The sequence below is a fragment of the Nocardia veterana NBRC 100344 genome, assembly GCF_000308855.1.
GTDB lineage: Bacteria > Actinomycetota > Actinomycetes > Mycobacteriales > Mycobacteriaceae > Nocardia > Nocardia veterana.
The window spans coordinates 1-26,972 of sequence record NZ_BAGM01000085.1 but is presented as its reverse complement, the minus strand read 5'-3'; the positions used below and the strand labels follow the sequence as shown (position 1 = coordinate 26,972).

Sequence of the window (26,972 nt, the reverse complement as noted above, 5' to 3'; positions counted from 1 at the left end):
GATCGCCGAGTTCTCGTGAACAAGGAGTTGTCGTGAGCATTGCCGCCCGCACGCCCGTGACCGTCACCGTGACCGGCGCCGCCGGTCAGATCGCCTACGGGTTGCTGTTCCGGATCGCCTCGGGCGCCATGCTGGGACCCGACACGCCCGTGCGGTTGCGGTTGTTGGAGATTCCGGCGGCGGTCGGCGCGGTCGAGGGCGTTGCGATGGAACTCGAGGACGGCGCCTTCCCGCTGCTCGAGTCGATCGACATCAGCGACGACCCCTGGGTCGGCTTCGCCGGCTCCTCGGTCGCGATCCTGGTCGGCGCCCGGCCGCGGACCGCCGGGATGGAACGATCGGATCTGCTGGCCGCGAACGGGCCGATCTTCACCGATCAGGGTGCGGCCATCAACGCCAGCGCCGCCGACGACATCAAGGTGCTCGTGGTCGGCAATCCCGCCAACACCAATGCGTTCATCGCCATGAGCAATGCTCCCGATGTTCCGGCCGAGCGGTTCACGGCGCTGACCCGGCTCGACCACAACCGCGCGATTGCTCAGCTGGCCGCGCGCAGCGGTGCTCCCGCGGCGACGATCACCCGGATGACGGTGTGGGGTAATCACTCGGCCACCCAATATCCGGACATCAGCCACGCGCTGATCGGCGGGCGGCCCGCCGCCGACGTGATCGCGGATCCGGAGTGGGTGCGCGAGAGCTTCATTCCGACCGTGCAGCAGCGCGGAACGGCGATCATCGCCGCCCGTGGGGCGTCCTCGGCGGCCAGTGCCGCGAGCGCGGCGATCGACCATGTGCACGACTGGGTCCTCGGCACCGCCGTCGACGACTGGGTGTCGATGGCGGTGCCGTCCGACGGTTCCTACGGCGTGCCGGAGGGGCTGATCAGCTCATTCCCGGTGACTTGCGCAAACGGTGAATACACCGTGGTGCCGGGGCTGGCGATCGACGAATTCTCCCGGGAGCGGATCGATCTGAGCGTCGCCGAGCTCGCCGCCGAGCGGGACGCGGTGATCGATCTCGGATTCGCCAAGCGAGGCTGAGCGGGCGCCGCCGGTCAGACCTTCGCGATCACCGAGTCCGCGTACCGCTGCAGATGCGCGATCTTGTCGGCGAGCGGTTCGGTATCGGTCCCGGCCACGTACGGGTAACGGAAACCGACGATCACATCGGTGACGCCCTTGTCCTCGAGACGTTTGATGCCGTCGACGGTGTAGGCGTCCATCGATGCGGCGTGGATTTCGAACGGCGTCGAGGAATCCCGCTCGGCGCGCAGCTCGTTCAACCGCGCCAGCATGCGATCGAGTTCCTCCGGATCACCGCCGGCGTGCATCCAGCCGTCGCACAGCCGGACCGCGCGCCGCAGCGCGGCGTCGCTGTGCCCGCCGACCAGGATCGGCAGATGTTCGGTGGCGCCGGGGGTGATCTTGATCTTGGGGATGTCGTAGAACTCGCCGTGATATTCGAAGTACTCGCCGCGCGACAGCCCGCGGACGATTTCGATGCACTCGTCCATCCGCTTGCCCCGGCGCTCGAACGGCACGCCCATGATCTCGAAATCCTCCGGCCACGGACTGATGCCGACGCCCAGCGAGAATCGGTTGCCGCTGAGATAGGCCAGCGAGGCGGCCTGCTTGGCCACCAGCACCGGCGGGCGGATGGGCAGCTTCACCACGAACGGCGTGAAGCGCAGTGTCGTGGTGGCGGCGGCGAGCGCGGCCGACAGGATGAAGGCCTCGATGAACGGCTTGCCGTCGAGGAATTCGCGGGAACCGTCCGGGGTGTACGGGTAGGTCGAGTCCGATTCCGCGGGATAGGCGATGCTGTCGGCGATCGACATGCTGTGGAACCCGGCCGCCTCCGCGGCCTGGGCCAGCGGGATGTAATGCGCCGGGTCGGTCATCGCCTCCGCGTAGGTGAAACGCATCGGTGGTCCTCTCGGGGTATTGCCGATATGAAACTAGAACAGATTCTAGTTGTTGACGCGATCCTAGTCGGATAGGCGGTGCGCTGTCCCGAGTTCGGTCGACCCGCAGGGTTCTGAACCTGTTCTAATATTTCGACCGGGCCGGGGGTCGGAGCGACGCCGGGGCCAGGACGCGACGTGGCCCGGACCGAGTGCGGTCCGGGCCACGGGCTGTCGGGATATCGGCCGGCGCCGAGAGTCAGAGCTGGTCGTTCTCGTAATCGCTGATGATCTCGTCGGAGTGGGTCTGACCGATCACCTCGGGAGTGGTCTCGCCCAGCGGGCCGGTGAGATCGCTGTTGCCGGTCGGGCTCTGGTAGTTCTGGACGGTGCGGCCGCGTTCTTCGTCGGTATTGCGCTGGCCCGCCGCGGCCGGGGTGCCGCCGCCCAGGAAGCCGGACCCCGGAACCTGTCCGGGGGTTCCCGGCATGCCCGGACCGAACGGCATACCGGGGATACCGGGGCGCGAACCGGGAACCGCGGAACCGAGCCCGGGTTTGGCCGATGCACCGCCACCCGCGGCGGTGCCTCCGCCGAAGAGGCCGCCGAGTCCGCCGCCCGCCCCGCTGCCGAGCGAACCGGGATGCGCGCCGTTACCGCCGAAGGCACTGGCGTGCGTGGAGGCCCCGCCGGACAACCCGGAGCTGCTGAGATCGCCGAGACCGGCCGCCTGGGTATCGGCCCCGCCGGAGAGCAGGCTCTGCGCCTGTTCCATGATCGGCTGGCCGACGTTCTGCGCCACCGCTTGTGCGGCGTCGGCGGCCTGCGGTGCGTACTGGCCCGCGAGCTGATTCACCACATTCGCCAATTGCCCGGTGTAGCCGCCCAATTCGCCGCGGGTCGCGTTGACGATGGTGACCGCCTGGCCGAGATGTTCGGTGGCGGTCGCGAGCAGAGTGGCCTGGGCGGGCGGGGTCAGGATGACCGGCGCCAGGGCGGAGGCCTGAGCGGCGAACGATTGCGCGACCGCCGTCAACTGCACGTTGCCGCGCTGCACCACGGCGGCGGCCTCGTCGGTCAGCCGGGAGATGTCGAATCCGCGCTGGCTGGCGTCGGCGCCCTGGGCCTGTGCCTGCTGGCCGGCGCTCTGTGCGCTGTTGGCGGCCTTGCCTTGCCAGACCTGCTCGACCGATTTCATCGCTCCCATGCCGATCTGCATGGCACTCTGGATGACCTGTGAGGACTGGCTGAGCAGCTCGGCCGGATTCAATGCGCCCAGCACACCGGTGCCGAAACTCGACAGCAGATCGAGAAACGGTTTGAAGAGTAGGTCGATCCCCGGTAGCGCGGGCAACGCCATCCCGCTCATCAGCGCGGCCACCGGATCGGCCGGCAGTGGGGGAAGGTTCGCCGGAAGCGCCGCGGCGGCGGGCGCGGCGGCCTGCTGGACCGCACCGGCGGCACCGCCGAGCGCGGCAGGCGCCTGATTCAGCGCCGCGTGGGCGCCGTCGAGGACGTTCTGCGCGCCGGGGACGCCGCCGACCACGGCTGCGGCCTGATTCAGCGCATCGTGACCGGCGCCGAGGAGGGGCGAGGCGGTATCGCCCAGCAGGCCGGAATGGGAGTCGGCGGGACCGGGGGCCCCGGCGCCGGGTAGATGCGGTGCGCCGATGCCGTGCCCGGAACCGTTGTCCTCGAACTCTTTCCGGGCCGTGACGAAGGCCGGCGCCTCGGCCGGTGGGATGTCGGCCGGAAGCTGCGGCAGCGGGATATCCGGGAAAGGCCCCTGCTGGGCGGCCTGGGTCAGGGTGGCATCGGGCACCGGAGCCGGGGCGGCCGGCGCGATCGGCGCGGGATCGGCGGCGGGTACGGCCGGGGCGGCGATGACGCCGCTGTCGGCGCCGGAACCGAGGGTGTGCACCGATCAGCCTCCGATCCCGTTGCCGATGGCGCCGAGCGCCGCGGAGGCGGCGTCGTCGGTGTCACCGAGGACCGCCACCGTGCCGAATGCGGACTGCCCCAAGTGATTACATTTGGCCGACAGATCGTTGACATCACTGCAGTGCAGCACCTGGGCCGCGGCGAACATGGCCAGGTAGTCGGCGCCGATGAGTCCGAAAACCGGCGTCATCGCGGCCACATGCGTCGCGGTGTCCATATTGGCCGCGCCGGCGATTTCGGCCGCAATGCTCTGATGCGTCGCCCCGAACGCGGTGATCGCGCTCTGGTCGGCGGTGAGATCGCTCATCGAATCTGCCCCCCAATCATCGTGGTCAACTTCTCGTCAACGTCGAACCAGCCTCGCGACCGGGCGACCGGAGGCTGGGCTGGGCCTCAATATAGCCGACCCGGCCGACGCGATTCGAGTGCACAAAACTAGAACTTGTTGCAAATTAGAACGGGTTCTATATTCTCGTCGCATGAAGGTCGCAGTCACCGGCGCAGCCGGCTTCCTTGGCACGAATCTGCTCCACCAGCTGGTGGAGCGCGGTCACGAGGTGACCGCCATCGACCGGGTTCGGCCCACCGGCGCGACGGACCCGGCGATCACCTGGGTCGCCGGCGATGTACTCGATCCGGCGTCGATGCGTTCGGCCCTGGCCGGTGCCGAAGTCGTTTACCACCTGGTCGCGGTGATCACTCTCGAACATCGCAACGAGCTGGCCTGGCGGGTGAACACCGAAGGGGTGCGGGTGGTCGCCGAAGCCGCGCTGGCGGTCGGTGCCCGCCGGATGGTCCACGCGAGTTCCATCCACGCGTTCAACCAGTACAGCTGCGGCGGCCGCATCGACGAGAACGCGCCGCGCTCGACCGATCCGGCCCTGCCGGTGTACGACCGCTCGAAATTCCAGGGCGAGGTGGAACTGCGATCGGTGATCGATCGGGGTCTCGATGCGGTGATCTGCAACCCGACCGGCGTCTACGGACCGGTCGACCATTCCGATTCCCGGATCAACACCACGCTCTGGGATGCGGCGCGCGGCCGGGTTCCGGTGATGATCGGCGGTGGATTCGATCTGGTCGATGTGCGCGATGTGGCGACCGGTCTCATCCTCGCCGGCGAACGGGGCCGCACCGGCGAGAACTACCTCCTGTCCGGATCGATGGTCACGATGCTGGCGGTGACGCAGCTCGCCGCGCAGGTCAACGGCAAGCGTGGCCCGCGGTTCGCGATCCCGGCGAAGGTGATCTCGGGGGCGCTGCCGGTGCTGGAACCGATCGGAAAGATGTTGGGCAGCGACCGCGTATCCCGCGCGGCGATGGGTGCGTTGCTGTCGGCGCCCGAAATCGACGGCACCAAGGCCCGGACCGAACTCGGCTACCGGCCGCGGCCGACCGAGGAGACCGTCCGCGATCTGATCGCCTTCTACAAGGGCGAGCCGGTGCCCTCGGTGGCGAGCAGTATGGCCTGAGGTCCCGTCCGGATCCTGGCAGGAAACTACCCGGGGATGTCGTGTCGGACTCTCGTCGCGGGCCCGGTGCCCAGGCCACAGTGGTCCCATGAGCGCAACCGAAACGACGACAATCCGGCGCAGCACAGTGCGGGTCGACGGTGAGCCGGCCGGCTACCTGACCGCGGGGCACTCCGGCCCGGCGGTGGTGCTGCTGCACGGGACGTACTGGAGCCGGGTTTGGCTGCCCGTGCTCGGCGATCTCGCCCGGGCCGGGTTGCGCCCCATCGCCGTCGACTTCCCGGGTCTGGGCCGCTCGGGCGGTGAGCTCACGCCCGAGACCGCGACCGTCCCGGCCCTCGCGGAATGGGTGTTGCGGTTTGTCTCCGCGCTGCGACTGCCCGGCCCGATCGCACTGGCGGGGCACGATATCGGTGGTGCGGTCGCGCAGCATCTGCTCGCCCGCGACGCGTCGGCGGTGTCCCGGCTGGCGCTGGTCAACTCGGTCGCCTACGACTCCTGGCCCGCCCCCCACGTGACCCGGTTCCGGGATCCGGCGGTCGCCGCGGCGGTTACGGCCGAGGAGTTGCTCGCGGCCCGCCGGCGCGCCGTCACCGCCGATCTGGCCGGGGCGGCCACCGATCGACTCGTCGCCGAGTATCTGGAGCCGTGGACCGATCCCCGGGTCCGCCGCTCGTGGCTGGCCATGGTCGCCGCCGCCGACAGTCGCTACACCCTCGAGCTGGTGCCCGCGTTGCGTCGTAGCTCGACTCCGACGGTGCTGATCTGGGGCGAGGACGACCGCTTCGAGCGGATCGAGTACGCCGAGCGATACGCCGCCGAGATACCCGAGTCGACCCTCATCCGGATTCCGGCCGCCGCCCACATTCCGACCGAGAACGCGCCGGGCCGAGTCGCCCGCGGCCTCGCCGATTTCTTCGCGCCGGCGCTGCGGGAACGACACGCTTGACATCGCATCGAACGAATGTTCGACTTGATGGGTGCGATGGCAGAACCAGAACCCGGCGGCCGACGACGGCGCGCTTCCGGGTCTGGAGCGGGCCGGGTTCGTCCGTAGTGTGCAGACACCGGAATTCGAGGGCGTCACCTTTCACGAGGTGCTCTGCAAGACCGCGCTGAACAAGGTGCCGCAACGGTCGGCGGTGCCCTTCGAATGGACGATCAACCCGATGCGTGGATGCGCCCACGCCTGCCGTTACTGCTTCGCACGGCCGACCCACGAATATCTCGACCTGGACGCCGGCCGGGACTTCGACACCCAGATCGTGGTGAAGACGAATGTGGCGGCGGTGCTGCGCGGGGAACTGCGCCGGCGGTCGTGGCGATGCGATCCCGTCGCCCTCGGCACCAACACCGATCCCTATCAGCGCGCGGAGGGACGCTACCGGTTGATGCCGGGCATCATCTCGGCGCTGACCGAATCCGGCACGCCGTTCTCGATCCTGACCAAGGGCACCCTGCTGCGCCGCGATCTGCCCCTGCTGGTGCAATCGGCCGCGGTGGTCTCGGTCCGGCTGGCGGTGTCGATCGCGACCGTCGACGAGGATCTGCATCATGCGCTCGAACCGGGCACGCCCGGTCCGCGCGCACGCCTGGACCTGGTGCGGGCACTGACCGAGGCGGGATTCGACGTGAACGTCATGGTCGCGCCGGTCATTCCCTACCTGACCGACGACATCGCACATCTCGACGCTCTGCTCGGGGCGATCGCCGCCGCCGGTGGCGCGCGCGCCACGGTGTTGCCGATGCACCTGCGCGGGAGCACCCGCGGGTGGTTTCTGCAGTGGCTCGGCGAACACCACCCGGCCCTGCTCCGGCGGTACCGGCAGTTGTACGGTCGTGGGGCGTACGTCACACCGGAGTACTCTGCGTGGTTGCGAGGACGGGTCGATCCGCTGCTGGCGCGATATCGGCTCGACCGGCACCGATCGGGTGCGGAGCGGGGTCTGCCCGCCGGCCCGGTCGCGACCGCGGCGGATCTCCGGTCCGACCCGCAATTGGCGTTGTTCGGTTGATCGTCCCGCCGGATACCGGCGGTACCTGCGGCTCCGATGGGGCCGGGTCGCTCGCGGCCGAAACTCGTTGTACCGCATGCTCGCCGGGTTGTTCGTTCCACGGATTCTCCGGCGCGCTGCGGAGTAACTTGGCGTGTGGTACCTCATCCCGACGAGGAAGTGATGCAGGCGCATGGTTTCGAACCAGGGCGTTGACGGCCCCACCGGCACCGAAAAATTGGAGAAGGTCGTCATCCGGTTCGCCGGTGATTCCGGTGACGGCATGCAGTTGACCGGAGACCGGTTCACCCACGAGGCGGCCGCATTCGGCAACGACCTCGCCACTCAGCCGAACTTTCCGGCCGAGATCCGAGCACCCCAGGGCACGCTCCCCGGGGTGTCGTCGTTTCAGATCCAGATCGCCGACTACGACATCCTGACCGCGGGCGATCAGCCCGATGTGCTGGTGGCGATGAATCCGGCCGCGTTGAAGGCGAATATCGAGGACCTCGCCCGGGGCGCCACCGTCATCGTCAACACCGACGAATTCACCAAACGCAATCTGGTCAAGGTCGGCTACGACCGTGATCCGCTCAGCGACGACAGCCTCGGTGACTTCGTGGTGCATCGGGTCCCCATGACCTCGCTGACGCTGGCCGCCACCGAACCCGCCGGGGTCGGGAAGAAGGACGGTCAGCGCGCGAAGAACATGTTCGCGCTCGGACTGCTGTCGTGGATGTACGGCCGGCCGATCGGTGGAACCGAAGCCTTCATGCGCGAGAAGTTCGCCGCCACACCGGAGATCGGCGAGGCGAACGTGCTGGCCTTCCGGGCGGGCTGGAACTACGGCGAAACCACCGAATCCTTCGCCACCACATACGAAGTCGCGCCCGCGGCCCTGCCGCCGGGCACCTATCGGCAGATCACGGGCAATACCGCGCTGGCCTACGGCATCGTGGCGGCCGGGCAACTGTCCGGGTTGCCGGTGTTCCTGGGCACGTATCCGATCACGCCGGCCTCCGACATCCTGCACGAACTGAGCAAGCATAAGAATTTCGGTGTCACCACCTTCCAGGCCGAAGACGAGATCGCCGGCATCGGTGCGGCACTGGGCGCCTCGATCGGCGGGGCCCTCGGCGTCACGAGTACCTCCGGCCCGGGGCTCGCGCTCAAGAGCGAAACCATCGGGCTGGCCGTCATGACCGAGTTGCCACTGCTGATCGTCGACGTGCAGCGCGGCGGTCCCTCCACGGGGCTGCCGACCAAAACCGAACAGGCGGATCTGCTGCAGGCGTTGTACGGGCGCAACGGCGAATCCCCGGTCGCGGTGGTGGCCCCGCGCTCACCGGCCGACTGCTTCGCGGCCGCCGTCGACGCGGCGCGCATCGCGCTGACCTACCGCACCCCGGTGCTGCTGTTGTCCGACGGGGCGATCGCCAACGGCTCCGAGCCCTGGTCCATCCCCCGGGTGGCCGATCTCGAACCGATCGACCCGGGCTTCGAACCACCTGCCGAACCGGACGCCGGCGAGGCCGTACCGCCGTTCCAGCCCTATGCGCGGGATCCGGAGACCCTGGCCCGGCCGCTGGCCCGCCCCGGCACCGCCGGTCGCGCCCACCGCATCGGTGGTCTGGAGAAGGCCGACGGGTCCGGGAACATCTCCTACGACCCGGCCAACCACGAGCTCATGGTCCGGCTGCGGCAGGCGAAGATCGACGGCATCGCGGTCCCGGATCTGGAGGTCGACGATCCCGACGGGACGGCGGAGCTGCTGCTCATCGGCTGGGGCAGTTCCTACGGTCCGATCGGTGAGGCATGCCGGCGCGCGCGTCGCCGCGGCGTCCCGGTAGCACAGGCACATCTGCGCCATCTCAACCCGCTGCCGGCCAACACCGGTGAGGTGCTGCGGCGGTACCGCCTCGTGGTGGCGCCGGAAATGAACGGCGGTCAACTGGCCATGCTGCTGCGCGCGCGGTATCTGGTCGACGTGCAGCCGTGGACCAAGGTGGCCGGAACCGCGTTCTCGGCGCAGGAATTGGTCGGCGTCATCGATGCCGCGCTGGACGGCACGATCGGCGAATTGGAACAGAACAAGGCCTTCGATGCCCGAGCCCGGGCGACCTACCGCACGACAGGGGGAGACCGATGACCATCGTCGACACATCGCTCGTCGGCGCCGACCTCGGCCTCACCGGAGTGTCCGGGGTGCCCGCCGCCGACCGGCCGCAGAAGGTCAAGGACTTCACCTCCGACCAGGAGGTGCGCTGGTGTCCGGGCTGCGGGGACTACGTCATTCTCGCGACGGTCCGCGGGTTCCTGGCCGAACTGGGTCTGCGCCGGGAGAACCTGATGTTCGTCTCCGGCATCGGCTGTTCGAGCCGATTCCCGTACTACCTCGACGCGTACGGCATCCACTCCATCCACGGCCGGGCGCCCGCGATCGCGACGGGATTGGCGGTGACCAGGCCGGACCTGTCGGTCTGGGTGGTCACCGGGGACGGCGACGCGCTCTCGATCGGGGGCAACCACCTGATCCACGCGCTGCGGCGCAACGTCAACATGACGATCCTGCTGTTCAACAACCGCATCTACGGCCTCACCAAGGGGCAGTACTCACCGACCTCCGAACTGGGCAAGGTCACCAAGTCCACACCGCTCGGCTCGGTCGACCATCCGTTCAACACGCTGTCGGTGGCCCTGGGCGCCGAGGCCACCTTCGCCGCCCGCGCGCTGGACTCCGACCGTGCCGGCCTGAGTGAGGTCCTGCGGGCCGCGGCGGAGCATCGGGGCACCTCCTTCGTGGAGATCCTGCAGGACTGCCCGATCTTCAACGACGGTTCCTTCGACGCGCTGCGTCGGGACAACGCCGAATCCCATCTGATCCGGCTGCGCCACGGTGAGCCCATCCGATTCGGCGCCGAGGGTGAATTCGCGGTGGTACGCAACGGATTCGGACTCGAGGTCGCCGCGACCGCCGACGTGCCGGAATCGGAGATCGTGGTGCACGACGCCTACGGCGATCATCCCGAATACGCCTATGCGCTCTCGCGGTTGACCGCTCAGGACCTCACCCATGTTCCGGTGGGTATCTTCCGCAGCGTCGCGCGCCCGACCTACGACGACGGCGTCCGGGCGCAGACTGCCGCCGCCGTCGAAACGAAACCGGTCGGGCCGCAGTCGCTGCAGGAATTGCTCACCGGCCGGGAAACCTGGACCGTCGGCTGACCCGAGCGCAGCGGATCGAAACCCGCTGCGCCACCGGTTTTTCCGGTCGCGCGGACCGGCGACCGGATGGAGTCAGCGGTCGGCGACGAAGCCGTCGACCAGCTTCTTGCACAGGTCGGCGAAGCGGGTGCGGTCCGCCTTCTGGGCGTCGGTGAGTCCGTCGGTCCCGCCGGGGGAGTACACCACCAGGTGCACATCCTGGTCGGGTGTGCTTCCCAGAAAATCCAGCAGGGTGGAGCCGCCACTGCCGTCCTTCGGCATACCCAGGTCCGCCGCCGCCAGCTTCTTCGCGTCCTCGGCCGCGGCGTGGACCACATCGAGGGGGACGTGCCCGTTGCGCTGCTGTGGCGCCTTGTCCGCCGGACGATCCGGTGTGGCGGCATCCGGGCTGTGGACCGCACGCCCATCGGAGTACACCAGCAATGTCGGCGCCGGAGTCACACCGGCGTTCTCCCCACCCGGAATCGTGGTCAGTGCCACCGCGAGCGCCGGCGGTGCGGGTTCGTCGGCCACCGCCGTCACCGCCCCGCCGAAAAGTGCCATCGCGCACGCGAATCCGGCCGCGATCGCGCGGGCACCCGCGCGTGTCCGCATGTCGTTCACCGATATCCCTCCACCCACATCGCGGTCACCGCTGCTGTTGTCGAACGTGACGGCCGATCGAACCCGGCCCTCGAAGCGCCCCGGCCGGTCACCGCAGCGCCGGCGGATTGTCGAGATCTGTGGCCGAGAAGGTGTCGCACGCCTTCACCTGTCCGGTGCGGTAGCCGGTCAGGAACCACTTCTGCCGCTCGCTCGACGAACCGTGCGTCCAGCCCTCCGGGTTGACCCGCCCGGTGGCGGCTTTCTGGATCCGGTCGTCGCCGACGGCCGCCGCGGCCGACAGCGCATCCTGAATATCCTTGTCGGACAAGGGCTTCAGGAACGGCTGGTTGCTGCCGGGGGCGGGCAGCTTGTCGGCATAGGAGGCCCACAAACCGGCATAGCAGTCGGCCTGCAGCTCCAGCCGCACCGAACCCGATTCCGGGCCCTTCGGATCACGCTGTGCGCGACCGGAATCGCCGAGCAGATTCTGAATATGATGACCGACCTCGTGCGCGACGACGTATTCCTGTGCGAGCGGCCCGCCGCTGGCGCCGAACCGATCGACCAGCTCCTGGAAGAAGCTGGTGTCGAAATAGGCGGTGCGGTCGGCCGGGCAGTAGAACGGGCCGACGGCGCTGGTCGCGCGCCCGCAGCCGGTTCCTACCGCGCCCGTGAACAGGGTGACCTTCGGTGGCACGTATTTGCGCCCGGTCTGTTTCGCCAGCTCGGCGCCCCACACCGAATCGAGGCTCTGCGCGGTGAGGGCGACCCGGCAGTCGACGTACTTGTTGGCGTCCGCGCCGGTTTTGCAGTGGGCGGGCGTACCGGCGCTGCCCTGCTGGGCGGTGTTGCTTCCGGCTCCGGTGAACTGCCCGAGCAGGGAACCCGGATCGCCGCCGAACAGCAGTGCCAGCACCAGCACGATCAATCCGCCGGCGCCACCGCCGAGGGCGAGTTTGCCGCCCATGCCCGGCCCGCCACCGGAGGAAACCCGGTCCGGATCGATCTGCATACCTTCGTTGAAGGTCATCCTGGTCGCCCTCTCGCGTGAATCACGAACCTCGCGTGGCCGGCCGCGGCCACGTGTGCGTCGTACAGCTTGACACGGGGAGTCGGATATCGGTTTCCGTCCGCCGATCGTGTCTCACTACCATGGGGGCGCACCAGGTCGTTCCGTGCCCGGTGCCCCGTGTCGTCGAAAGGATTCCCGTGCTGCGCACCCACTTGGCTGGTTCGCTGCGAAGCGAGCACGCCGGTCTGACCGTCACCCTCACCGGCTGGGTGGCCCGGCGGCGAGACCACGGTGGCGTGATCTTCATCGATCTGCGGGATGCGTCGGGGGTCGCGCAGGTGGTCTTCCGCGAGGGCGCGCCGGCCGAGCAGGCGCACAAACTGCGCGCCGAGTACTGCGTGCGGGTCACCGGTGTGGTGGAGACGCGGCCGGACGGCAGCGAGAACCCGAACCTGCCGACCGGTGCCATCGAGGTCAACGTGACCGAGCTCGAGGTGCTCAACGAGGCCGCACCGCTGCCGTTCCAGCTGGACGAGCAGCCCGGTGAGGAGGCGCGGCTGAAGTACCGCTATCTGGATCTGCGCCGCGAGGGTCCGGCCCGGGCGATCCGGCTGCGCTCGAAGGTCAACGCCGCCGCCCGCGAGGTGCTGGCCGAGCATGCCTTCGTCGAGGTGGAGACGCCGACGATGACGCGGTCCACGCCGGAGGGCGCCCGCGACTTCCTGGTCCCGGCCCGGTTGCAGCCCGGCAAGTTCTACGCCTTGCCACAGAGCCCGCAGCTGTTCAAGCAGCTGCTCATGGTCTCGGGCGTGGAACGGTACTACCAGATCGCGCGCTGCTACCGCGACGAGGACTTCCGGGCCGACCGGCAGCCGGAGTTCACCCAGCTCGACATCGAGATGAGCTTCGTCACCCAGGAGGATGTGATCCTGCTGGCCGAGGACATCCTGGTGGCGCTGTGGAAGCTGGTCGGCTACGACATCCCGACCCCGATTCCGCACATGACCTACGCCGAGGCCATGCGCCGGTACGGCAGCGACAAGCCGGATCTGCGTTTCGGCGTCGAGATCACCGAATGTGCCGAGTACTTCCGGGACACGACCTTCCGGGTGTTCCAGGCGCCGTACGTCGGTGCGGTCGTGATGCCCGGTGGTGCGAGTCAGCCGCGCCGCCAGCTCGACGCCTGGCAGGAATGGGCGAAACAGCGCGGCGCCAAGGGGCTGGCCTACATTCTGGTCAACGAGGACGGCACGCTCGGCGGGCCGGTCGCCAAGAACCTCTCCGATGCCGAGCGGGACGGGCTGGCCGCGCACGTGGGAGCCGAACCGGGCGACTGCATCTTCTTCGCCGCGGGTGAGGTCAAGTCGAGCCGGGCGCTGCTCGGTGCGGCGCGGGGCGAGATCGCCCGCAAATGCGGCCTGATCGACGAGAACGCCTGGGCCTTCGTCTGGATCGTGGACGCGCCGATGTTCGAACCGGCCGCCGAGGCCACCGCCAGCGGCGATGTGGCACTGGGGCATTCGGCGTGGACCGCGGTGCACCACGCGTTCACCTCGCCCAAGCCGGAATCGATCGACACCTTCGACACCGATCCCGGCTCGGCGCTGGCCTACGCCTACGACATCGTCTGCAACGGCAACGAGATCGGCGGTGGCAGTATCCGTATCCACCGCCGCGACGTGCAGGAGCGGGTGTTCAAGGTCATGGGGATCAGCCACGACGAGGCGCAGGAGAAGTTCGGATTCCTGTTGGACGCCTTCGCTTTCGGGGCCCCGCCGCACGGCGGCATCGCCTTCGGCTGGGATCGCATCACGGCGCTGCTGGCCGGCGTGGACTCGATCCGCGAGGTCATCGCGTTCCCGAAGTCCGGCGGCGGGGTGGATCCGCTGACCGAGGCGCCCGCGCCGATCACCGCGCAGCAGCGCAAGGAGGCGGGGCTGGACGTCGTGCTGGACGAGCACGGCAACCCGGTCCCCGTCCGGGCCTGACTGCGGGCATTCGCGCACCGCGACCGCTAGTCTGCAGATCGTCCGGCACCGCCCGGTGCCGGACGATCGTCGACGACAAGGGGTTTCGCCGGTGTTGCACCTGCGGGTGGTCTGCCCACCGGAGTCGACCGAGGCCGCGCTGACCGCACTGCGCTCCGAGCCCGGAGCCACGCTGATCACAGTGCAGCGCGGCGCCTCGATCGAACCGCCCGGTGACCTGATCCAGGCCGATATCGCGCGCGAGTCCGCCAACGACATCCTCGCGGGGCTGCGCGGGCTGGGCATTCCCGACCACGGCGGCATCATGATGTCACCGGTGGAGACGGTGCTGTCGGTTCCGGCCGAACGCGCCGTGGACGCCGCGCCGGGCGATCCGGCCGATGCCGTCGTCTGGGAGGAACTGCTCGCCCAGACCCACGAGGAGTCCACGCTCAATCCGACCTTCCTCGCGTTCATCACGATCGCCTGCCTGCTGGCGGTGGTGGGTGTGGCCACCGATTCGCCGGTGACCATCGTCGGGGCGATGGTGGTCGGACCCGAATTCGGGCCGCTGGCCGCGGTGGCGGTCGCGGTGGTGCGCAGGAACTTCCGCCTGGCCCGGCGGTCGGCGATCGCGTTGCTGATCGGTTTTCCGGTGGCGATGGGTATCGCGACGATGGCCTCGCTGATCTGGGAACAGCTCGGCTGGATCACCGTCGACGGCATCCACTCCATCCACAACGTGGACTTCATCTACGAGGTGGGGCCGTTCTCCCTGGTGGTGGCGTTGCTGGCCGGGGCCGCGGGGATGATGTCGCTGGTCACGGCGAAATCCGCGGCGCTGGTGGGGGTCTTCATCTCGGTCACGACCATTCCCGCCGCGGGTTTCGCCGCGGTGGCCGCCACCGTGGGCGAATGGCACAAGGCTTTCATGTCGATCGGTCAGCTCGGGGTGAACATGATCGGCATCGTGGTCGCGGGCATCATCGTGTTGCAGGTGCGGCCCCATCACGGTCACGCGCTGGGGCCGCCGCGGCGGACGCGGTGGAAGGTCTTGTCGCGCCGGTGGTTCGGCGGCGCCGAGTGAGCGAGCGGCTCACGCGATGAGGCCGCCGCTGAGCATCCGGTAGGAGTAGGTGACGGCGATGACGGTCAGCGGGCCGACCACGAGCAGACCGATGCCGCACAAGGCGGCGGCGACGAGGGTCAGCCCGGCGACGGTCAGGGCCAGCAGCAGCGTCGGCACGAAGTTCGAGATCACCAGCCGCACACTCGATTTGATCGCCGTGAACGGGTCGGTGTCCTGGTCGATCACATAGTGCAGGGAGAACATCCCGAGGTAGCCGACGACGATGGCCGGCAGGATGCACAGCGCGGCTCCGACGCAGGCGGCCAGGAAGACCAGCAGGGCGGTGATCAGGACGTTACCAGCGTTCACGAAGCTGAAGAAGGACTGGAAATCCGGTGGGGTGCCGTCGGTTTCGTAGAGTGCGCCGCGAATCATCGCCGCCTGCAACAACCAGACCACCGCCGCGACGATCAGTGCGACCAGGAGCACCGGCAGCAGGGAATTCATGCCCGTGACATTGACGACGACGGTCACGGCGAGGTAGGCGACGAATCCGACCAGTGTGATCGCGATCCACGGAATCGGGTTGGCGCGGAAGCGTTCCCAGGCGAAGCCGAGTGCGCGGCCGACGTTGAGTCCCGCCGGTGCGGCATAGCCCGCGGGAACGCCGTAGCCGGGCGGCATCGAACCCTGGGGCGCCGGCCCGGTATTCGGGTCGGGCCAGTTCCGATCCGGACCGGCCGGCGGATAGGAGCCCGGCGGGACGCTGCCGGGCGGTCCGTAGGTCGGACCCGGGGTCGGCTGCGGGCCGGGGGATCCGGAACTCGGCGCCACCGGAGGAACCCCCGTGGCGGGCGCGACGGGTGGCGGCGGCTCGACCGGCACGCCACCGTACTGGGCGGCGCCCGGTCCGTCGAACTGCGGATATCCGGCAGCCCCGGCCATCTCGTGTCGTCCGGACTGGGCGCCGGGTCCGGGCCCCGCGGGGCCGGGTCCGCTCGCGTGCTGTCCTGGTCGGCTCTCCGGTCGCCGGTCACCGCCTTCGCCGGTGTCGCCGGGTGCGGACTGCGGGGAGTCGGTCATCGTCGGACCTTTCGGATCACCTGGGTTCTGGTGCGGCACACTGCAGTTGGGAGTTCGACACAACCGGACGACGCCGGGCGTGTCAAGCGAGGGGTGTGATGTCGGGCGGAGGGTGGTCCGCACCCGGGTGAGCGTAATGAGCATCTCGTTCCGGTCGCAGGTGGTCGGCCGGGACACGCCGGGCGACGCGCGAAAGGTTGCCGAACCGCTCGCTGAAAGTGACCTGAAGCGAGTAACTTGGGATCCGATGACCGCACTATTGGCCGAACGCGCCGCCGAAGTCGTGTCCGCGGCACAACAGTTGCTTACCAAGCGCATGGGTGCTGCGGTGAAGCTGAGCGATCCGATCGAACTCAGTGGCAGTGGCAGGACGACGGTGCTGCGCGTGCGCGTAGCGGAGAACTCCTTCTCACTTCCCCGCACCCTGATCGTCAAGCAGGTCCGCGGCGCCGCCCAGGAGCGGCGCATCGGCGGGTTGGCGCCGGGGGTGGCGAGTATCGACTCGGCGTTTCTGCGCGAGGCGGTGTCCTATCAGTTCACCACCGCGCTGAGCAGCCAACATCGTCCCGGCGCGTACCTGCTGGCGCACAGCCTGCCCGATCGGCTGCTGATTCTCAGCGACCTGGGCGAGAACATGTCGCTGACCTCCGTGCTGCAGTCGGGCGTGGAGCCCGCGACCCGGAACGCGCAAATGGCCTTCGCGCAGGCGCTGGGCCGGATGCACGCCGCTACCGTGGGCCGGGAGGCCGACTTCGTGGCGCTGCTGCGGCGCGTCGACGTGGGACATCGGGTGGACGGGATCGCCCAGCAGTCGGAGGCCGCGATCAGCGAGGTGCCCGGGATGCTGGCCCGCGAGGTCGGCATCGAGGTGCCGGGCGAGATCGCCGAGCGGATCGTGCGCGGCAACCGGCTGTTCTCCGGGGGCCGCTTCCGCGCCTTCAGCCCCTCCGACCTGTGTCCGGACAATGTGATCCTCAACGACGAGGGTGCGCGTTTCCTCGACTACGAGTGGGGCGGTTTCCGCGACGCCACCCTCGACATCGCCTACGCCCTGGTGTCGTTCCCCGGCTGTCTGTGCGATTTCGAGCTTTCCCGTGAACGGGCACACCAGATGGTCGAGGCCTGGCGTTCGGAAGTGGTCGGTGTGTGGCCCGCCCTGGGCGACGACGATCTGCTGGCCGAGCGGATTCTCGAGGCCCGGCTGATCTGGGTGTGGCTGACGACCTACTGGTTCCTGCCGGCCGACCACACCCGGATCGCCGCCGCACGCGAGCACGGCCTGTCGGTGCCGCGCTCGGCCGCGTTGATCAACCGCTGGGCGGCTCTGGCCGAGGACGCCCGCTGCACGGGCGACGACACGCTCGGCGATTTCGCCGAGCACGTCTCCGCCACCCTCGAGGAACTCTGGGCGGAGTGAGCCGCCCGGCCCGATGTGGGCCCTGGGTCCGCGACGGCAGCTTGTCGGGGGATATCGGTACGGTCGAGGCGTGAGCGAAGGTTTGTTCGAGGCGCCGGAGGTGGAGGAGTCGCCCGGCGGCTCCGCCGCGCTGCCCCCGGTGGGCCGGATGTCGCCGCTCGCCGTGCGGATGCGGCCGGCGAATCTGGACGAGGTGGTCGGGCAGCAACATCTGCTCGGTCCCGGATCGCCGCTGCGCCGGCTGATCGAGGGCTCCGGTGCGGCGTCGGTGCTGCTCTACGGCCCGCCGGGCACCGGAAAGACCACGCTGGCGGCTCTCATCTCCACGGCGACCGGGCGTCGCTTCGAAGCCTTGTCCGCGCTCTCGGCGGGGGTCAAGGAGGTGCGGGCGGTCATCGAGCTGGCGCGGCGGCGGTTGCTGGCGGGGGAGCAGACGGTGCTGTTCATCGACGAGGTGCACCGGTTCTCCAAGACGCAGCAGGATGCGCTGCTGGCGGCGGTGGAGAACCGGGTGGTGCTGCTGGTCGGCGCCACCACCGAGAACCCGTCCTTCTCGGTGGTCTCACCGCTGTTGTCGCGTTCACTGGTGCTGCAGTTGAAGTCGTTGTCCGACAGCGATATCCGGACGGTGCTGCGCCGCGCGATCGAGGACGAGCGCGGGCTGGGCGGGCAGTACACGGTGACCGAGGCCGCCCTGGACCACATCGTGCGCATCGCCGGCGGTGATGCCCGCCGGTCGCTCACGGCGCTGGAGGCCTCCGCGGAGTCGTCGCTGGACGGGATCGTCGACGTCGATCTGGTGGAGGCCAGCGTCGATCGGGCAGCGGTGCGTTACGACCGGGCCGGGGATCAGCACTACGACGTGATCAGCGCGTTCATCAAGTCGCTGCGCGGCTCCGATGTCGACGCGGCCCTGCATTATCTGGCCCGGATGATCAGCGCCGGCGAGGATCCGCGGTTCGTCGCGCGGCGATTGATGATCCAGGCGTCCGAGGATGTGGGCATGGCCGACCCGACCGCCCTGCAGACCGCGGTGGCGGCCGCACAGGTGGTGCAGCTGGTCGGAATGCCGGAGGCGCAGCTGGCGCTCGCGCACGCCACCATCCACATCGCCACCGCACCGAAGTCCGGCGCGGTTGCCGCGGCCATCGGCGCCGCGCTGTCCGACATCTCCGCGGGGAAGGCCGGTGCCGTGCCGCCGCACCTGCGCGACGGTCACTACGCCGGGGCGGCGAAACTCGGCAACGCGCAGGGCTACAAGTACCCGCACGACCATCCGGACGGCGTGCTCACCCAGCAGTATCCGCCGGACGAACTCGTCGGCGCCGACTACTACACCCCGACCGATCACGGCTACGAGCGCGAGGTCGGGCCGCGGGTGACCAAACTGCGCCGAATCGTCCGCGGCCGCTGAGCGAGCACGCCCGACCGCTGAAAACCGAGTGGACCGCGCCCGGTAGGCTGGATATTCGTGCAGACCCACGAGATCCGACGGCGATTCCTGGACCATTTCGTCCGTGCCGGACACACCGAGGTACCCAGTGCTTCGCTGATCCTGCCGGACCCGAACCTGCTGTTCGTCAATGCGGGCATGGTCCAGTTCAAGCCGTATTTCCTGGGCCAGGAGGCGCCGCCGTTCGCCCGCGCGACCAGCGTGCAGAAGTGCGTGCGCACCGGCGACATCGAAGAGGTGGGCGTGACGACCCGCCACAACACCTTCTTCCAGATGGCCGGCAACTTCTCCTTCGGCGACTACTTCAAAGAAGGCGCGATCACCTTCGCCTGGGAGCTGATCAGCAAGTCCCAGGAGGAGGGCGGGTTCGGCTTCGACCCGGAGCGGATCTGGGTCACCGCCTACGAGAGCGACCCCGAGGCCGCCGAGATCTGGCATCGGGTCGCCGGAATCCCGACCGAGCGCATCCAGTTCCGTGACGGCAAGGACAACTACTGGGATATGGGCGTGCCCGGTCCCGGTGGTCCCTGCTCGGAGATCTACTACGACCGCGGGCCCGAATACGGCGCCGAGGGCGGCCCGGTGGCCGACGAGGACCGCTATCTCGAGATCTGGAATCTCGTCTTCATGCAGGACATCCGCGGTGAGCAGAGCCCGAAGCAGGGCTATCCGCCGATCGGGTCGCTGCCGAAGAAGAACATCGACACCGGCATGGGCATCGAGCGGGTGGCGATGCTGCTGCAGGGCGTGGACAACGTCTACGAAACCGATCTGCTGCGGCCGATCATCTCCAAGGCCGAGGAGCTGACCGGGAAGAGCTACGGCGTCGAGCACACCGACGACGTGCGGTTCCGGGTGATCGCCGACCACGCCCGCACCTCGGCGATGCTGATCGCCGACGGCGTCAACCCCGGCAACGACGGCCGCGGGTACGTGCTGCGCCGCCTGCTGCGCCGGATCGTGCGCTCGGCCCGGCTGCTCGGCGCCGAGAAGCCGGTGATCGGGGAGTTCATGAAGGTCGTCAGCGATCTGATGTCCCCGTCGTATCCGGAGCTGGCCACCGACTTCACGCGCATCGAGACCGTCGCGGTGGGGGAGGAGACGGCCTTCCTCAAGACCCTGAGCACCGGGTCGAAGCTGTTCGACGACGCCGTCGCCGAGGTCAAGGCCGCCGGCGGCCGCAAGATCCCGGGCAGTGAGGCCTTCACCCTGCACGACACCTACGGGTTCCCGATCGACCTGACCCTGGAGATGGCGGCCGAGGCCGGACTCGAGGTCGACGAATCCGGTTTCCGCGCGCTGATGGCCGAGCAGCGGCAGCGTGCCAAGGACGACGCGCAGGCGCGCAAGCATGCCCACGCCGACCTGTCCATCTACAAGGAGTTGGTCGATCGCGGCGCCACCGAATTCACCGGCTTCGACGAACTCGCCACCGAGGCGCGGGTGCTCGCCCTGATCGCCGACGGCGTGCGGGTGCCCACCGCGACCGCCGGCCAGAACGTCGAGGTCATCCTCGACCGCAGCCCGCTCTACGCCGAATCCGGCGGTCAGATCGCCGACCGTGGCACCATCACCGCCTCGGGCACCGAGCTGCGCGTCAACGACGTGCAGAAGATCGCCAAGAAGTTGTGGGTGCACAAGACCACCGTCGAACGCGGCCAGATCACCGAGGGCGATGCGGTCCTCGCCCAGGTCGATCCGGCGTGGCGGCGCGGCGCGACCCAGGGCCACTCGGGCACCCACATGGTGCACGCGGCGCTGCGGCAGGTGCTGGGTCCCAACGCCGTTCAGGCCGGCTCGCTGAACAAGCCCGGCTATCTGCGCTTCGACTTCAACTGGCAGGGCCAGCTCACGGAGTCGCAGAAGGCCGACATCGAGGCCGTGTCCAACGACGCGGTGGGTTCGGATTTCCCGGTGAACACCTTCGTCACCGATCTGCCCAAGGCCAAGGCGATGGGCGCGCTGGCACTGTTCGGTGAGAACTACGGGTCCGAGGTACGCGTCGTCGAGATCGGCGGGCCGTTCTCGATGGAGCTGTGCGGCGGCACCCATGTCGAACACTCGTCGCAGATCGGGCCGATCACCCTGCTGGGCGAATCGTCGGTCGGCTCCGGTGTTCGCCGCGTCGAGGCCTTCGTCGGGCTCGACTCCTACAAGTACCTCGCCAAGGAGCGGGCGCTGCTCGCCGGTGTCGCCGCCTCGCTGAAGGTGCCCTCCGAGGAGGTGCCGGCCCGGGTGGAACAGCTCGTGGAGCGGTTGAAGGTCGCGGAGAAGGAACTCGAACGCACCAAGGCCGCTGCCGTGCTGTCGCAGGCCGCGACCTTCGTCGACCAGGCCCAGCGGGTGGGCAAGGTGTTGCTGGTGGCGGCCGCGGCGCCCCAGGGCGTGGGGGCGGGCGATCTGCGCACGCTGGCCACCGACATCCGTGGCCGGTTCGGCAGCGAACCCGCCGTGGTGGTCCTGCTCGGCAATGTCGACGGCAAGGTGCCGTTCGTCGTCGCCGTGAACAAGCCGGCCCAGGAGCTCGGCGTCAAGGCAGGTGAGCTGGTGGGCAGCTTCGGCCCGAGTATCGCCGGTCGCGGCGGTGGCAAGCCGGAGATGGCGCAGGGCGCCGGCTCCGATCCCTCCGGAATCGAGGCCGGCCTGGCCGGCGTGCGCGCGCGGGTGGCCGAGATCGCCGCCTGATGGACAAATCCGAGAATTCGGAGACCGAGAATTCGGAGACGCCGGATCCGGAGCCGTCCCGGCCGCCCGGACCGGATGCGCGGACGGGCGATCGAGTGGTTCCCGAGCGCCCGGACGCGCGGACCGATCCGGGCCGCGGCCGCCGCATCGGCATCGATGTGGGCACGGTGCGGATCGGTGTGGCCGCCAGCGATCCGGACGGTATTCTCGCCACCCCGGTGGAGACCGTGCCGACTGCCAAGGGGGGCAAACGCGCTCCCGCCACCGATCTGACCCGGATTGCCGAGATTGTGCGGGAATATGAGGCCGTCGAGGTGATCGTCGGCCTTCCCCGCACGTTGCGCGGGGACAACGGCACTTCGGCACGCCTGGCGATGCGATTCGCGAACCGGTTGCGAGACATGGTTCCTGGTGTGCCGATACGACTTTCCGACGAACGTTTGACTACGGTGTCAGCTGCACGTGCATTGCGGGACAGCGGTGTTCGCACGCGCGGCCGGCGGCAGGTGATCGATCAGGCGGCCGCCGTATCGATCCTGCAAGGGTGGTTGGACGAACGGAGTGCGGTGTTGAGGTCGGCCGGGGACGACGAGGCCAGGTGGTCGGATGAGTGACCGCTGGTCCCGTGCCGGTGAGCGCTCCCGCAAACGCGCCGATGAACTGCAACGGCGGTACCGGCGTGGGGGTGCCCATCGCAGCACCACGGACGAATGGGACGACTACGAGGACGACGACACCGCGGTCATTCCGCGTTACGTCGACGAGGACGAGCAGGTCTCGCACTACGCCGAGGCGGCGCCCGGTTACGGCGGCGCCCACCACGATCCCGGCTACGGCGCCCCGCACGATCCCGGCTACGCCGAGGCCGACTACGTCGATCCGGACTACGCCGCCGAGGACACAGATCCCGGTTACGGCCGGGCCCGGCGCGGTCATCGCTACCGCGAGGACGAGTACGATTCGGCAGCCGATCTCGAACCGGTTGCCGTCGAGGAGCCGCCCGCGCCGCCGGTGCGCCGCACCACTCGCAATCCCCGCGCCGCGGCCGCCGCCCGGTCGCTGCGGGAGGCCCGGCGGGAAACCACGCGCAAAACGGCCGGGAAGTCACCGGCGAAATCGACCCGGAGCGCCGGGAAATCCACCCGGTCCGGGTCGTCCGGGCGCGGCCGCAGCTCGCGCGTCGCATCGCGCAAGGCCGCCGAACGACAGCGGCGCCGCCGCAACGTCATCGTGCTCGGCTGTGTTTTCGTCGTGCTGTTCGTGGTCGCCGGCGGCTACGCCGGATACAAGTTCATCCGGTCGATGGGCGGCCCCGAGGATTTCGACGGCCCACCCGGCCCGCTGGCTGTGGTGCAGGTGCATTCCGGCGATACCGCCGAGCAGATCGCTCAGACCATGCAGGACAAGGGTGTCGTCAAAAGCACCGGCGCCTTTTATCAAGCGGCGGTGCGTAGTTCGGGTATCACCTCGGTCCAGCCGGGCTACTACGCGGTGCCGACGCACAGCAAGGGCACGGACGCGGTGGCCGCGCTGTTGAACAAGAGTTCCCGGGTCGGCAACGTGGTGGTGTCGGAAGGCCGCCGCCTGCACGATTCGACCGATGTGAACACCGGCGCCCGCAACGAGGGCATCTATCGGAAGATCGCCGATGCCAGCTGCGTCGGGACCGGCGCCGCGAAGAAGTGTGTCACCTACGAACAACTCGACGCCGCGGGATCCAGTCCGAACCTCGCCGCGTTGGGGGTGCCGGCATGGGCGATGGACGCGGTGCGCAAGGTGCCTGACCGCAGCCGCCAGCTCGAGGGCCTGATCGCGGCGGGTACGTGGGATTTCGATCCGTCGGGAACGCCGGAGCAGATTCTGGCGCAGCTCGTCGGAGAGAGCGCCGCCAGCTACGAGACGACCGGTCTGCTGCAATCGGGGGCGACCAACAAGCTCGACCCCTATCACACCCTGATCGCGGCGTCGCTGGTCGAACGGGAGGCGCTGCCGCAGGACATGACGAAGGTCGCGCGGGTGATCGTCAACCGATTGGCGGTCGATCAGCCGCTGCAATTGGATTCGACGGTCAATTACACCCTCGATCGCACCGAGCTGGCGACCACCGATGCCGACCGGGCGCGCAAGACGCCGTGGAACACCTATGCCATGGCCGGGCTGCCCGCGACGCCGATCTCCTCGCCGTCGCTGGACGCGCTGCGGGCGATGGAAAATCCGACACCGGGGCCCTGGCTGTATTTCGTGACCATCGACAAGCAGGGAACCACCCTGTTCACCGAGAGCTATTCCGAACATCTGCGCAATATCCAACGCGCCCAACAGAGCGGGATTCTCGACAGTGGCCGGTAACGACGGCGCCGCGCCCGGGACGCGGCGCAAGGCGGCCGTGCTGGGCAGCCCCATCGCGCATTCCCGCTCCCCGCAGCTGCATCTGGCCGCCTACCGCGCGCTCGGGCTGGATTGGAGCTATGAGCGCATCGAATGCACGGCCGAACAGCTCCCGGCATTGGTCGACGGACTGGGTGCGGAGTGGGTCGGCCTGTCGGTGACGATGCCCGGGAAGGTCGCCGCGCTGAACCATGCCGACGAGCGCACCGAACGCGCCGTGCTGGTCGGCTCGGCCAACACCCTGGTGCGCACCGCGACCGGTTGGCGTGCCGACTGCACCGACGTCGACGGGGTACGCGGCGCCTTACAGGGCGGCGGCGTGGAGTCGGTGTCCCGGGCCGTTGTGCTCGGAGCGGGGGGGACCGCGCGCCCGGCCTTGCTCGCGCTGGCGGAACTCGGGGCGAGTGCGGTCACGGTCGTCGCGCGGGATGCGGGGCGGGCCGAGCCGACCCTGGCTCTGGCTCGGGAGCTCGGGCTGGCAACCGACTTCACCGACTTCGATACCGACCGCGTCCGCGCGGCCTGCGCGGCGGCCGACGCCGTGGTGAGTTCGGTGCCGGCCGCGGGCGCCGCAGTGGTGGCGGAGGCGGTCGCGGCCGCGCCGGTGGTGCTGGACGCGATTTACGATCCCTGGCCCACCCCGTTGGCCGCCGCGGTTCGCGCGGCGGGGAATAGGGTGATCAGCGGTCTGCAGATGCTGCTCAACCAGGCCTACGGGCAGGTCGAACAGTTCACCGGCCGGCCGGCCCCACGGGCGGCGATGGCGGCCGCCGTGGACCTGCCCGACGTCTAGAACGGGTTCCAATTAGATGACGGCATCACACAGGCTAAGGTGATCGACATGAATTCGTGGGTGTTGCGCGCCATAGTCCTCGGTGCGCTGACCGTCGTACTGCGAACCCTGCTGGGCTTCGGCATGATCTACTGGCCGACCAACGGTTCGTGGATGCGCATTCTGTGCCTGGTCATCCTCGTCGTCGTCGGGGTCGCATGGGGTCTGCTCGACGGTCGCGGCGATCGGCGGGACTATCCGGACCCGGAGCGCGGCGGCGCCGACCTGACCATGCGGTGGCTGAAGGCCGGCGTGGTCGGTGGCCTGGGTAGCGGGCTCGTGGCGTGGATTCTGGACTATCTGCCGAAGTTCGATCTCGGCGACAACGGACTGTTGTTCGAGCTGACCGCCGGCGCCGCGTTCATCGTGCTGATGATCTTCATCCCGGCGATGGTCGGGGTGGCGCTCGGCCGCTTCCTGGTCGGTCGCGAGCAGCGCAAGGGCGAATCGTCGGTTCCGCCGGCGGCGGCCTCGCCGGCCTGATTCCGGTCCATCCGGGCCGCAGGCGGATGCCCGCGGCCCGGATTTGCTGTTCTAGAGCAGAATTCCGCCCGCTGGGCTGTCCTCGCGGGCGATGGTGGCGTAGGCCGCCGCCAGCAAGGACGGATCGGGGCCCTCCAGGCGGCCCGGCTTGGCCAGCCCGTCCAGTACCACGAAGCGCAGGATGCCCGACCTCGTCTTCTTGTCGGTCTGCATGGATTCCAGCAGTTGCGGCAGCGCGTCGGCGTCGTAGGTGGTCGGCAGTCCGACGCTTTCCAGAATGGCGCGGTGCCGATCGGCGGTGGCGTCGTCCAGACGGCCGGCCAGGCGGCCGAGTTCGGCCGCGAACACCAGGCCGACCGAGACGGCCGCGCCGTGCCGCCAGCGGTAGCGTTCCCGTCGTTCGATGGCATGGCCCAGCGTATGCCCGTAGTTGAGGATCTCGCGCAGGCTGGACTCCTTGAGATCGGCCGCCACGACATCGGCCTTCACCTGGATGGCGCGGCGCACGAGTTCCGGCAATACCGTTCCGGTCGGGTCGAGCGCGGCCTCGGGGTCACGCTCGATCAGGTCGAGAATGACCGGATCGGCGATGAATCCGGCCTTGATGATCTCTGCCATACCCGCGACGATCTCGTTGCGCGGCACGGTTTCCAGGGTCACCAGGTCGACGAGTACCGCCGACGGTTCGTGGAAACAGCCGACCAGATTCTTCCCCGCCTCGGTGTTGATTCCGGTCTTGCCGCCGACCGCCGCATCGACCATCGCGAGCAGTGTGGTGGGCACGTGCACCACTTTCACGCCGCGCATCCAGGTGGCGGCGACGAAACCGGCCAGATCGGTGGCGGCGCCGCCACCGAGGCTGATCACCACGTCCTGCCTGGTCAGCCCGATACGGCCCAGCACCTCCCAGCAGAATCCGGCGACCGGCAGGTCCTTACCGGCCTCGGCGTCGGGGATTTCGATGCGGTGGGCGTCGATGGTCTCGCCCTGTGCGCCGACGGCCTGTTCGGCGAGCGCCTGACGGACCACCTCGGCGGTCTCGGTCAACGGCGGCTGGTGGAAGATCGCGACCGTCCGCACGCCGGGATGCCGGGTGACCTGCTCGACCAGTTCACCCAGCAGGCCGCGGCCGATGATCACCGGATACGGATCGGCGGTGCGGACCTCGATGCGGGTGGGCTCACTCATGTGTGCTGCTCCGATTCCTCTAGTGCTCGTCGTAGGCGGGCGCGCCGAGCGCGGGCGCGGCGCGACCGGCCGGCGCCGGGCGCGGCGTCGTGATCGGACCGCTCCCCACCACGGCGCGTCCGGTTCGGGGTGGGGACCGCCTCGGCGGTCGATGCTCCTGCCCCGGAGGGCGGCGCGGGCGCGGAAGGGGTTGCCGCCGAACGTGATACGTCCGACCTGGTTGCGGCGTGGGTAGTCCGGGCGGCCGGATTCGTCGCCGGGGGGGCCGGCGGCCC

The 26,972-nt window shown here is 69.1% G+C and carries 22 protein-coding genes; 15 read left to right on the top strand and 7 right to left on the bottom strand.

The window, feature by feature from the left end; translation table 11 throughout:
* The first annotated feature begins 32 nt into the window (after positions 1-32).
* A complete protein-coding gene (locus ON37_RS14980; protein WP_040720117.1) occupies positions 33-1,040 on the top strand; it encodes a malate dehydrogenase in 1,008 nt (335 codons plus the stop codon).
* A gap of 14 nt (positions 1,041-1,054) precedes the next feature.
* Here the strand turns inward: ON37_RS14980 and ON37_RS14975 are convergent, their stop codons facing one another.
* The 3 genes from ON37_RS14975 to ON37_RS14965 all read right to left on the bottom strand — a co-directional run bounded on the left by ON37_RS14975 (position 1,055) and on the right by ON37_RS14965 (position 4,151).
* On the bottom strand, positions 1,055-1,924 hold the full coding sequence (locus ON37_RS14975) for a TIGR03619 family F420-dependent LLM class oxidoreductase (RefSeq protein WP_040720116.1): 870 nt from the start codon (positions 1,922-1,924) through the stop codon (positions 1,055-1,057).
* A 238-nt stretch (positions 1,925-2,162) separates the two neighbouring features.
* On the bottom strand, positions 2,163-3,824 hold the full coding sequence (locus ON37_RS34480) for a hypothetical protein (protein WP_051031614.1): 1,662 nt from the start codon (positions 3,822-3,824) through the stop codon (positions 2,163-2,165).
* A gap of 3 nt (positions 3,825-3,827) precedes the next feature.
* The gene (locus tag ON37_RS14965; RefSeq protein ID WP_040720113.1) at positions 3,828-4,151 is read right to left on the bottom strand and encodes a type VII secretion target; all 324 of its coding nucleotides are present in this window, start codon (positions 4,149-4,151) and stop codon (positions 3,828-3,830) included.
* Between the two features lie 172 nt (positions 4,152-4,323).
* On the opposite strand from ON37_RS14965, the gene ON37_RS14960 reads away from it, so the two are divergent.
* From ON37_RS14960 to ON37_RS14940, 5 genes are all read left to right on the top strand, one after another.
* Complete coding sequence (locus ON37_RS14960) at positions 4,324-5,316, top strand: NAD-dependent epimerase/dehydratase family protein (protein WP_040720112.1); 993 nt, start codon at positions 4,324-4,326, stop codon at positions 5,314-5,316.
* An 88-nt stretch (positions 5,317-5,404) separates the two neighbouring features.
* Positions 5,405-6,265, top strand: coding sequence for an alpha/beta fold hydrolase (locus ON37_RS14955; RefSeq protein WP_083893005.1), 861 nt, complete (start codon positions 5,405-5,407; stop codon positions 6,263-6,265).
* 31 nt (positions 6,266-6,296) lie between these two features.
* Positions 6,297-7,331, top strand: coding sequence for an Rv2578c family radical SAM protein (locus ON37_RS14950; protein WP_040720110.1), 1,035 nt, complete (start codon positions 6,297-6,299; stop codon positions 7,329-7,331).
* Positions 7,332-7,503: 172 nt separating this feature from the next.
* Positions 7,504-9,459: a 2-oxoacid:acceptor oxidoreductase subunit alpha gene (locus ON37_RS14945; RefSeq protein WP_040720108.1), complete on the top strand. Its 1,956-nt coding sequence runs from the start codon at positions 7,504-7,506 to the stop codon at positions 9,457-9,459.
* The gene (locus tag ON37_RS14940) at positions 9,456-10,535 is read left to right on the top strand and encodes a 2-oxoacid:ferredoxin oxidoreductase subunit beta (protein ID WP_040720106.1); all 1,080 of its coding nucleotides are present in this window, start codon (positions 9,456-9,458) and stop codon (positions 10,533-10,535) included. The genes ON37_RS14945 and ON37_RS14940 overlap by 4 nt, the downstream gene beginning before the upstream one ends.
* A 72-nt stretch (positions 10,536-10,607) precedes the next feature.
* On the opposite strand, the gene ON37_RS14935 is transcribed toward ON37_RS14940, so the two are convergent.
* Both ON37_RS14935 and ypfJ read right to left on the bottom strand, forming a co-directional pair.
* Complete coding sequence (locus ON37_RS14935) at positions 10,608-11,129, bottom strand: hypothetical protein (RefSeq protein ID WP_051031613.1); 522 nt, start codon at positions 11,127-11,129, stop codon at positions 10,608-10,610.
* A gap of 97 nt (positions 11,130-11,226) precedes the next feature.
* A complete protein-coding gene (gene ypfJ / locus ON37_RS14930; RefSeq protein WP_040720104.1) occupies positions 11,227-12,150 on the bottom strand; it encodes a KPN_02809 family neutral zinc metallopeptidase in 924 nt (307 codons plus the stop codon).
* Between the two features lie 179 nt (positions 12,151-12,329).
* Here ypfJ and aspS point away from each other — a divergent pair, with 179 nt between their 5' ends.
* A complete protein-coding gene (gene aspS, locus ON37_RS14925) occupies positions 12,330-14,120 on the top strand; it encodes an aspartate--tRNA ligase (protein WP_040720140.1) in 1,791 nt (596 codons plus the stop codon).
* Positions 14,121-14,211: 91 nt separating this feature from the next.
* On the top strand, positions 14,212-15,186 hold the full coding sequence (locus tag ON37_RS14920) for a DUF389 domain-containing protein (protein ID WP_051031612.1): 975 nt from the start codon (positions 14,212-14,214) through the stop codon (positions 15,184-15,186).
* 9 nt (positions 15,187-15,195) lie between these two features.
* Here the strand turns inward: ON37_RS14920 and ON37_RS14915 are convergent, their stop codons facing one another.
* Complete coding sequence (locus ON37_RS14915; RefSeq protein WP_040720102.1) at positions 15,196-16,251, bottom strand: DUF2189 domain-containing protein; 1,056 nt, start codon at positions 16,249-16,251, stop codon at positions 15,196-15,198.
* A gap of 247 nt (positions 16,252-16,498) precedes the next feature.
* Between ON37_RS14915 and ON37_RS14910 the strand changes: the two genes are divergently transcribed.
* The 7 genes from ON37_RS14910 to ON37_RS14880 are packed head-to-tail and all read left to right on the top strand — an operon-like array spanning position 16,499 to position 25,509.
* Positions 16,499-17,668: a phosphotransferase family protein gene (locus ON37_RS14910; RefSeq protein ID WP_040720136.1), complete on the top strand. Its 1,170-nt coding sequence runs from the start codon at positions 16,499-16,501 to the stop codon at positions 17,666-17,668.
* Between the two features lie 13 nt (positions 17,669-17,681).
* The gene (locus tag ON37_RS14905; protein ID WP_083893004.1) at positions 17,682-19,082 is read left to right on the top strand and encodes a replication-associated recombination protein A; all 1,401 of its coding nucleotides are present in this window, start codon (positions 17,682-17,684) and stop codon (positions 19,080-19,082) included.
* A 57-nt stretch (positions 19,083-19,139) separates the two neighbouring features.
* A complete protein-coding gene (gene alaS / locus ON37_RS14900) occupies positions 19,140-21,806 on the top strand; it encodes an alanine--tRNA ligase (RefSeq protein ID WP_040720098.1) in 2,667 nt (888 codons plus the stop codon).
* Positions 21,806-22,420: a Holliday junction resolvase RuvX gene (gene ruvX / locus ON37_RS14895; RefSeq protein ID WP_083893003.1), complete on the top strand. Its 615-nt coding sequence runs from the start codon at positions 21,806-21,808 to the stop codon at positions 22,418-22,420. The genes alaS and ruvX overlap by 1 nt, the downstream gene beginning before the upstream one ends.
* The gene (gene mltG, locus ON37_RS14890) at positions 22,413-24,155 is read left to right on the top strand and encodes an endolytic transglycosylase MltG (protein WP_040720096.1); all 1,743 of its coding nucleotides are present in this window, start codon (positions 22,413-22,415) and stop codon (positions 24,153-24,155) included. Before ruvX ends, mltG begins: the two co-directional genes overlap by 8 nt.
* Positions 24,145-24,987: a shikimate dehydrogenase gene (locus ON37_RS14885; protein WP_040720095.1), complete on the top strand. Its 843-nt coding sequence runs from the start codon at positions 24,145-24,147 to the stop codon at positions 24,985-24,987. The genes mltG and ON37_RS14885 overlap by 11 nt, the downstream gene beginning before the upstream one ends.
* A 48-nt stretch (positions 24,988-25,035) precedes the next feature.
* A complete protein-coding gene (locus tag ON37_RS14880) occupies positions 25,036-25,509 on the top strand; it encodes a B-4DMT family transporter (protein WP_083893002.1) in 474 nt (157 codons plus the stop codon).
* Positions 25,510-25,560: 51 nt separating this feature from the next.
* Here the strand turns inward: ON37_RS14880 and aroB are convergent, their stop codons facing one another.
* The gene (gene aroB, locus ON37_RS14875) at positions 25,561-26,697 is read right to left on the bottom strand and encodes a 3-dehydroquinate synthase (protein WP_040720093.1); all 1,137 of its coding nucleotides are present in this window, start codon (positions 26,695-26,697) and stop codon (positions 25,561-25,563) included.
* Between the last annotated feature and the right edge of the window lie 275 nt (positions 26,698-26,972).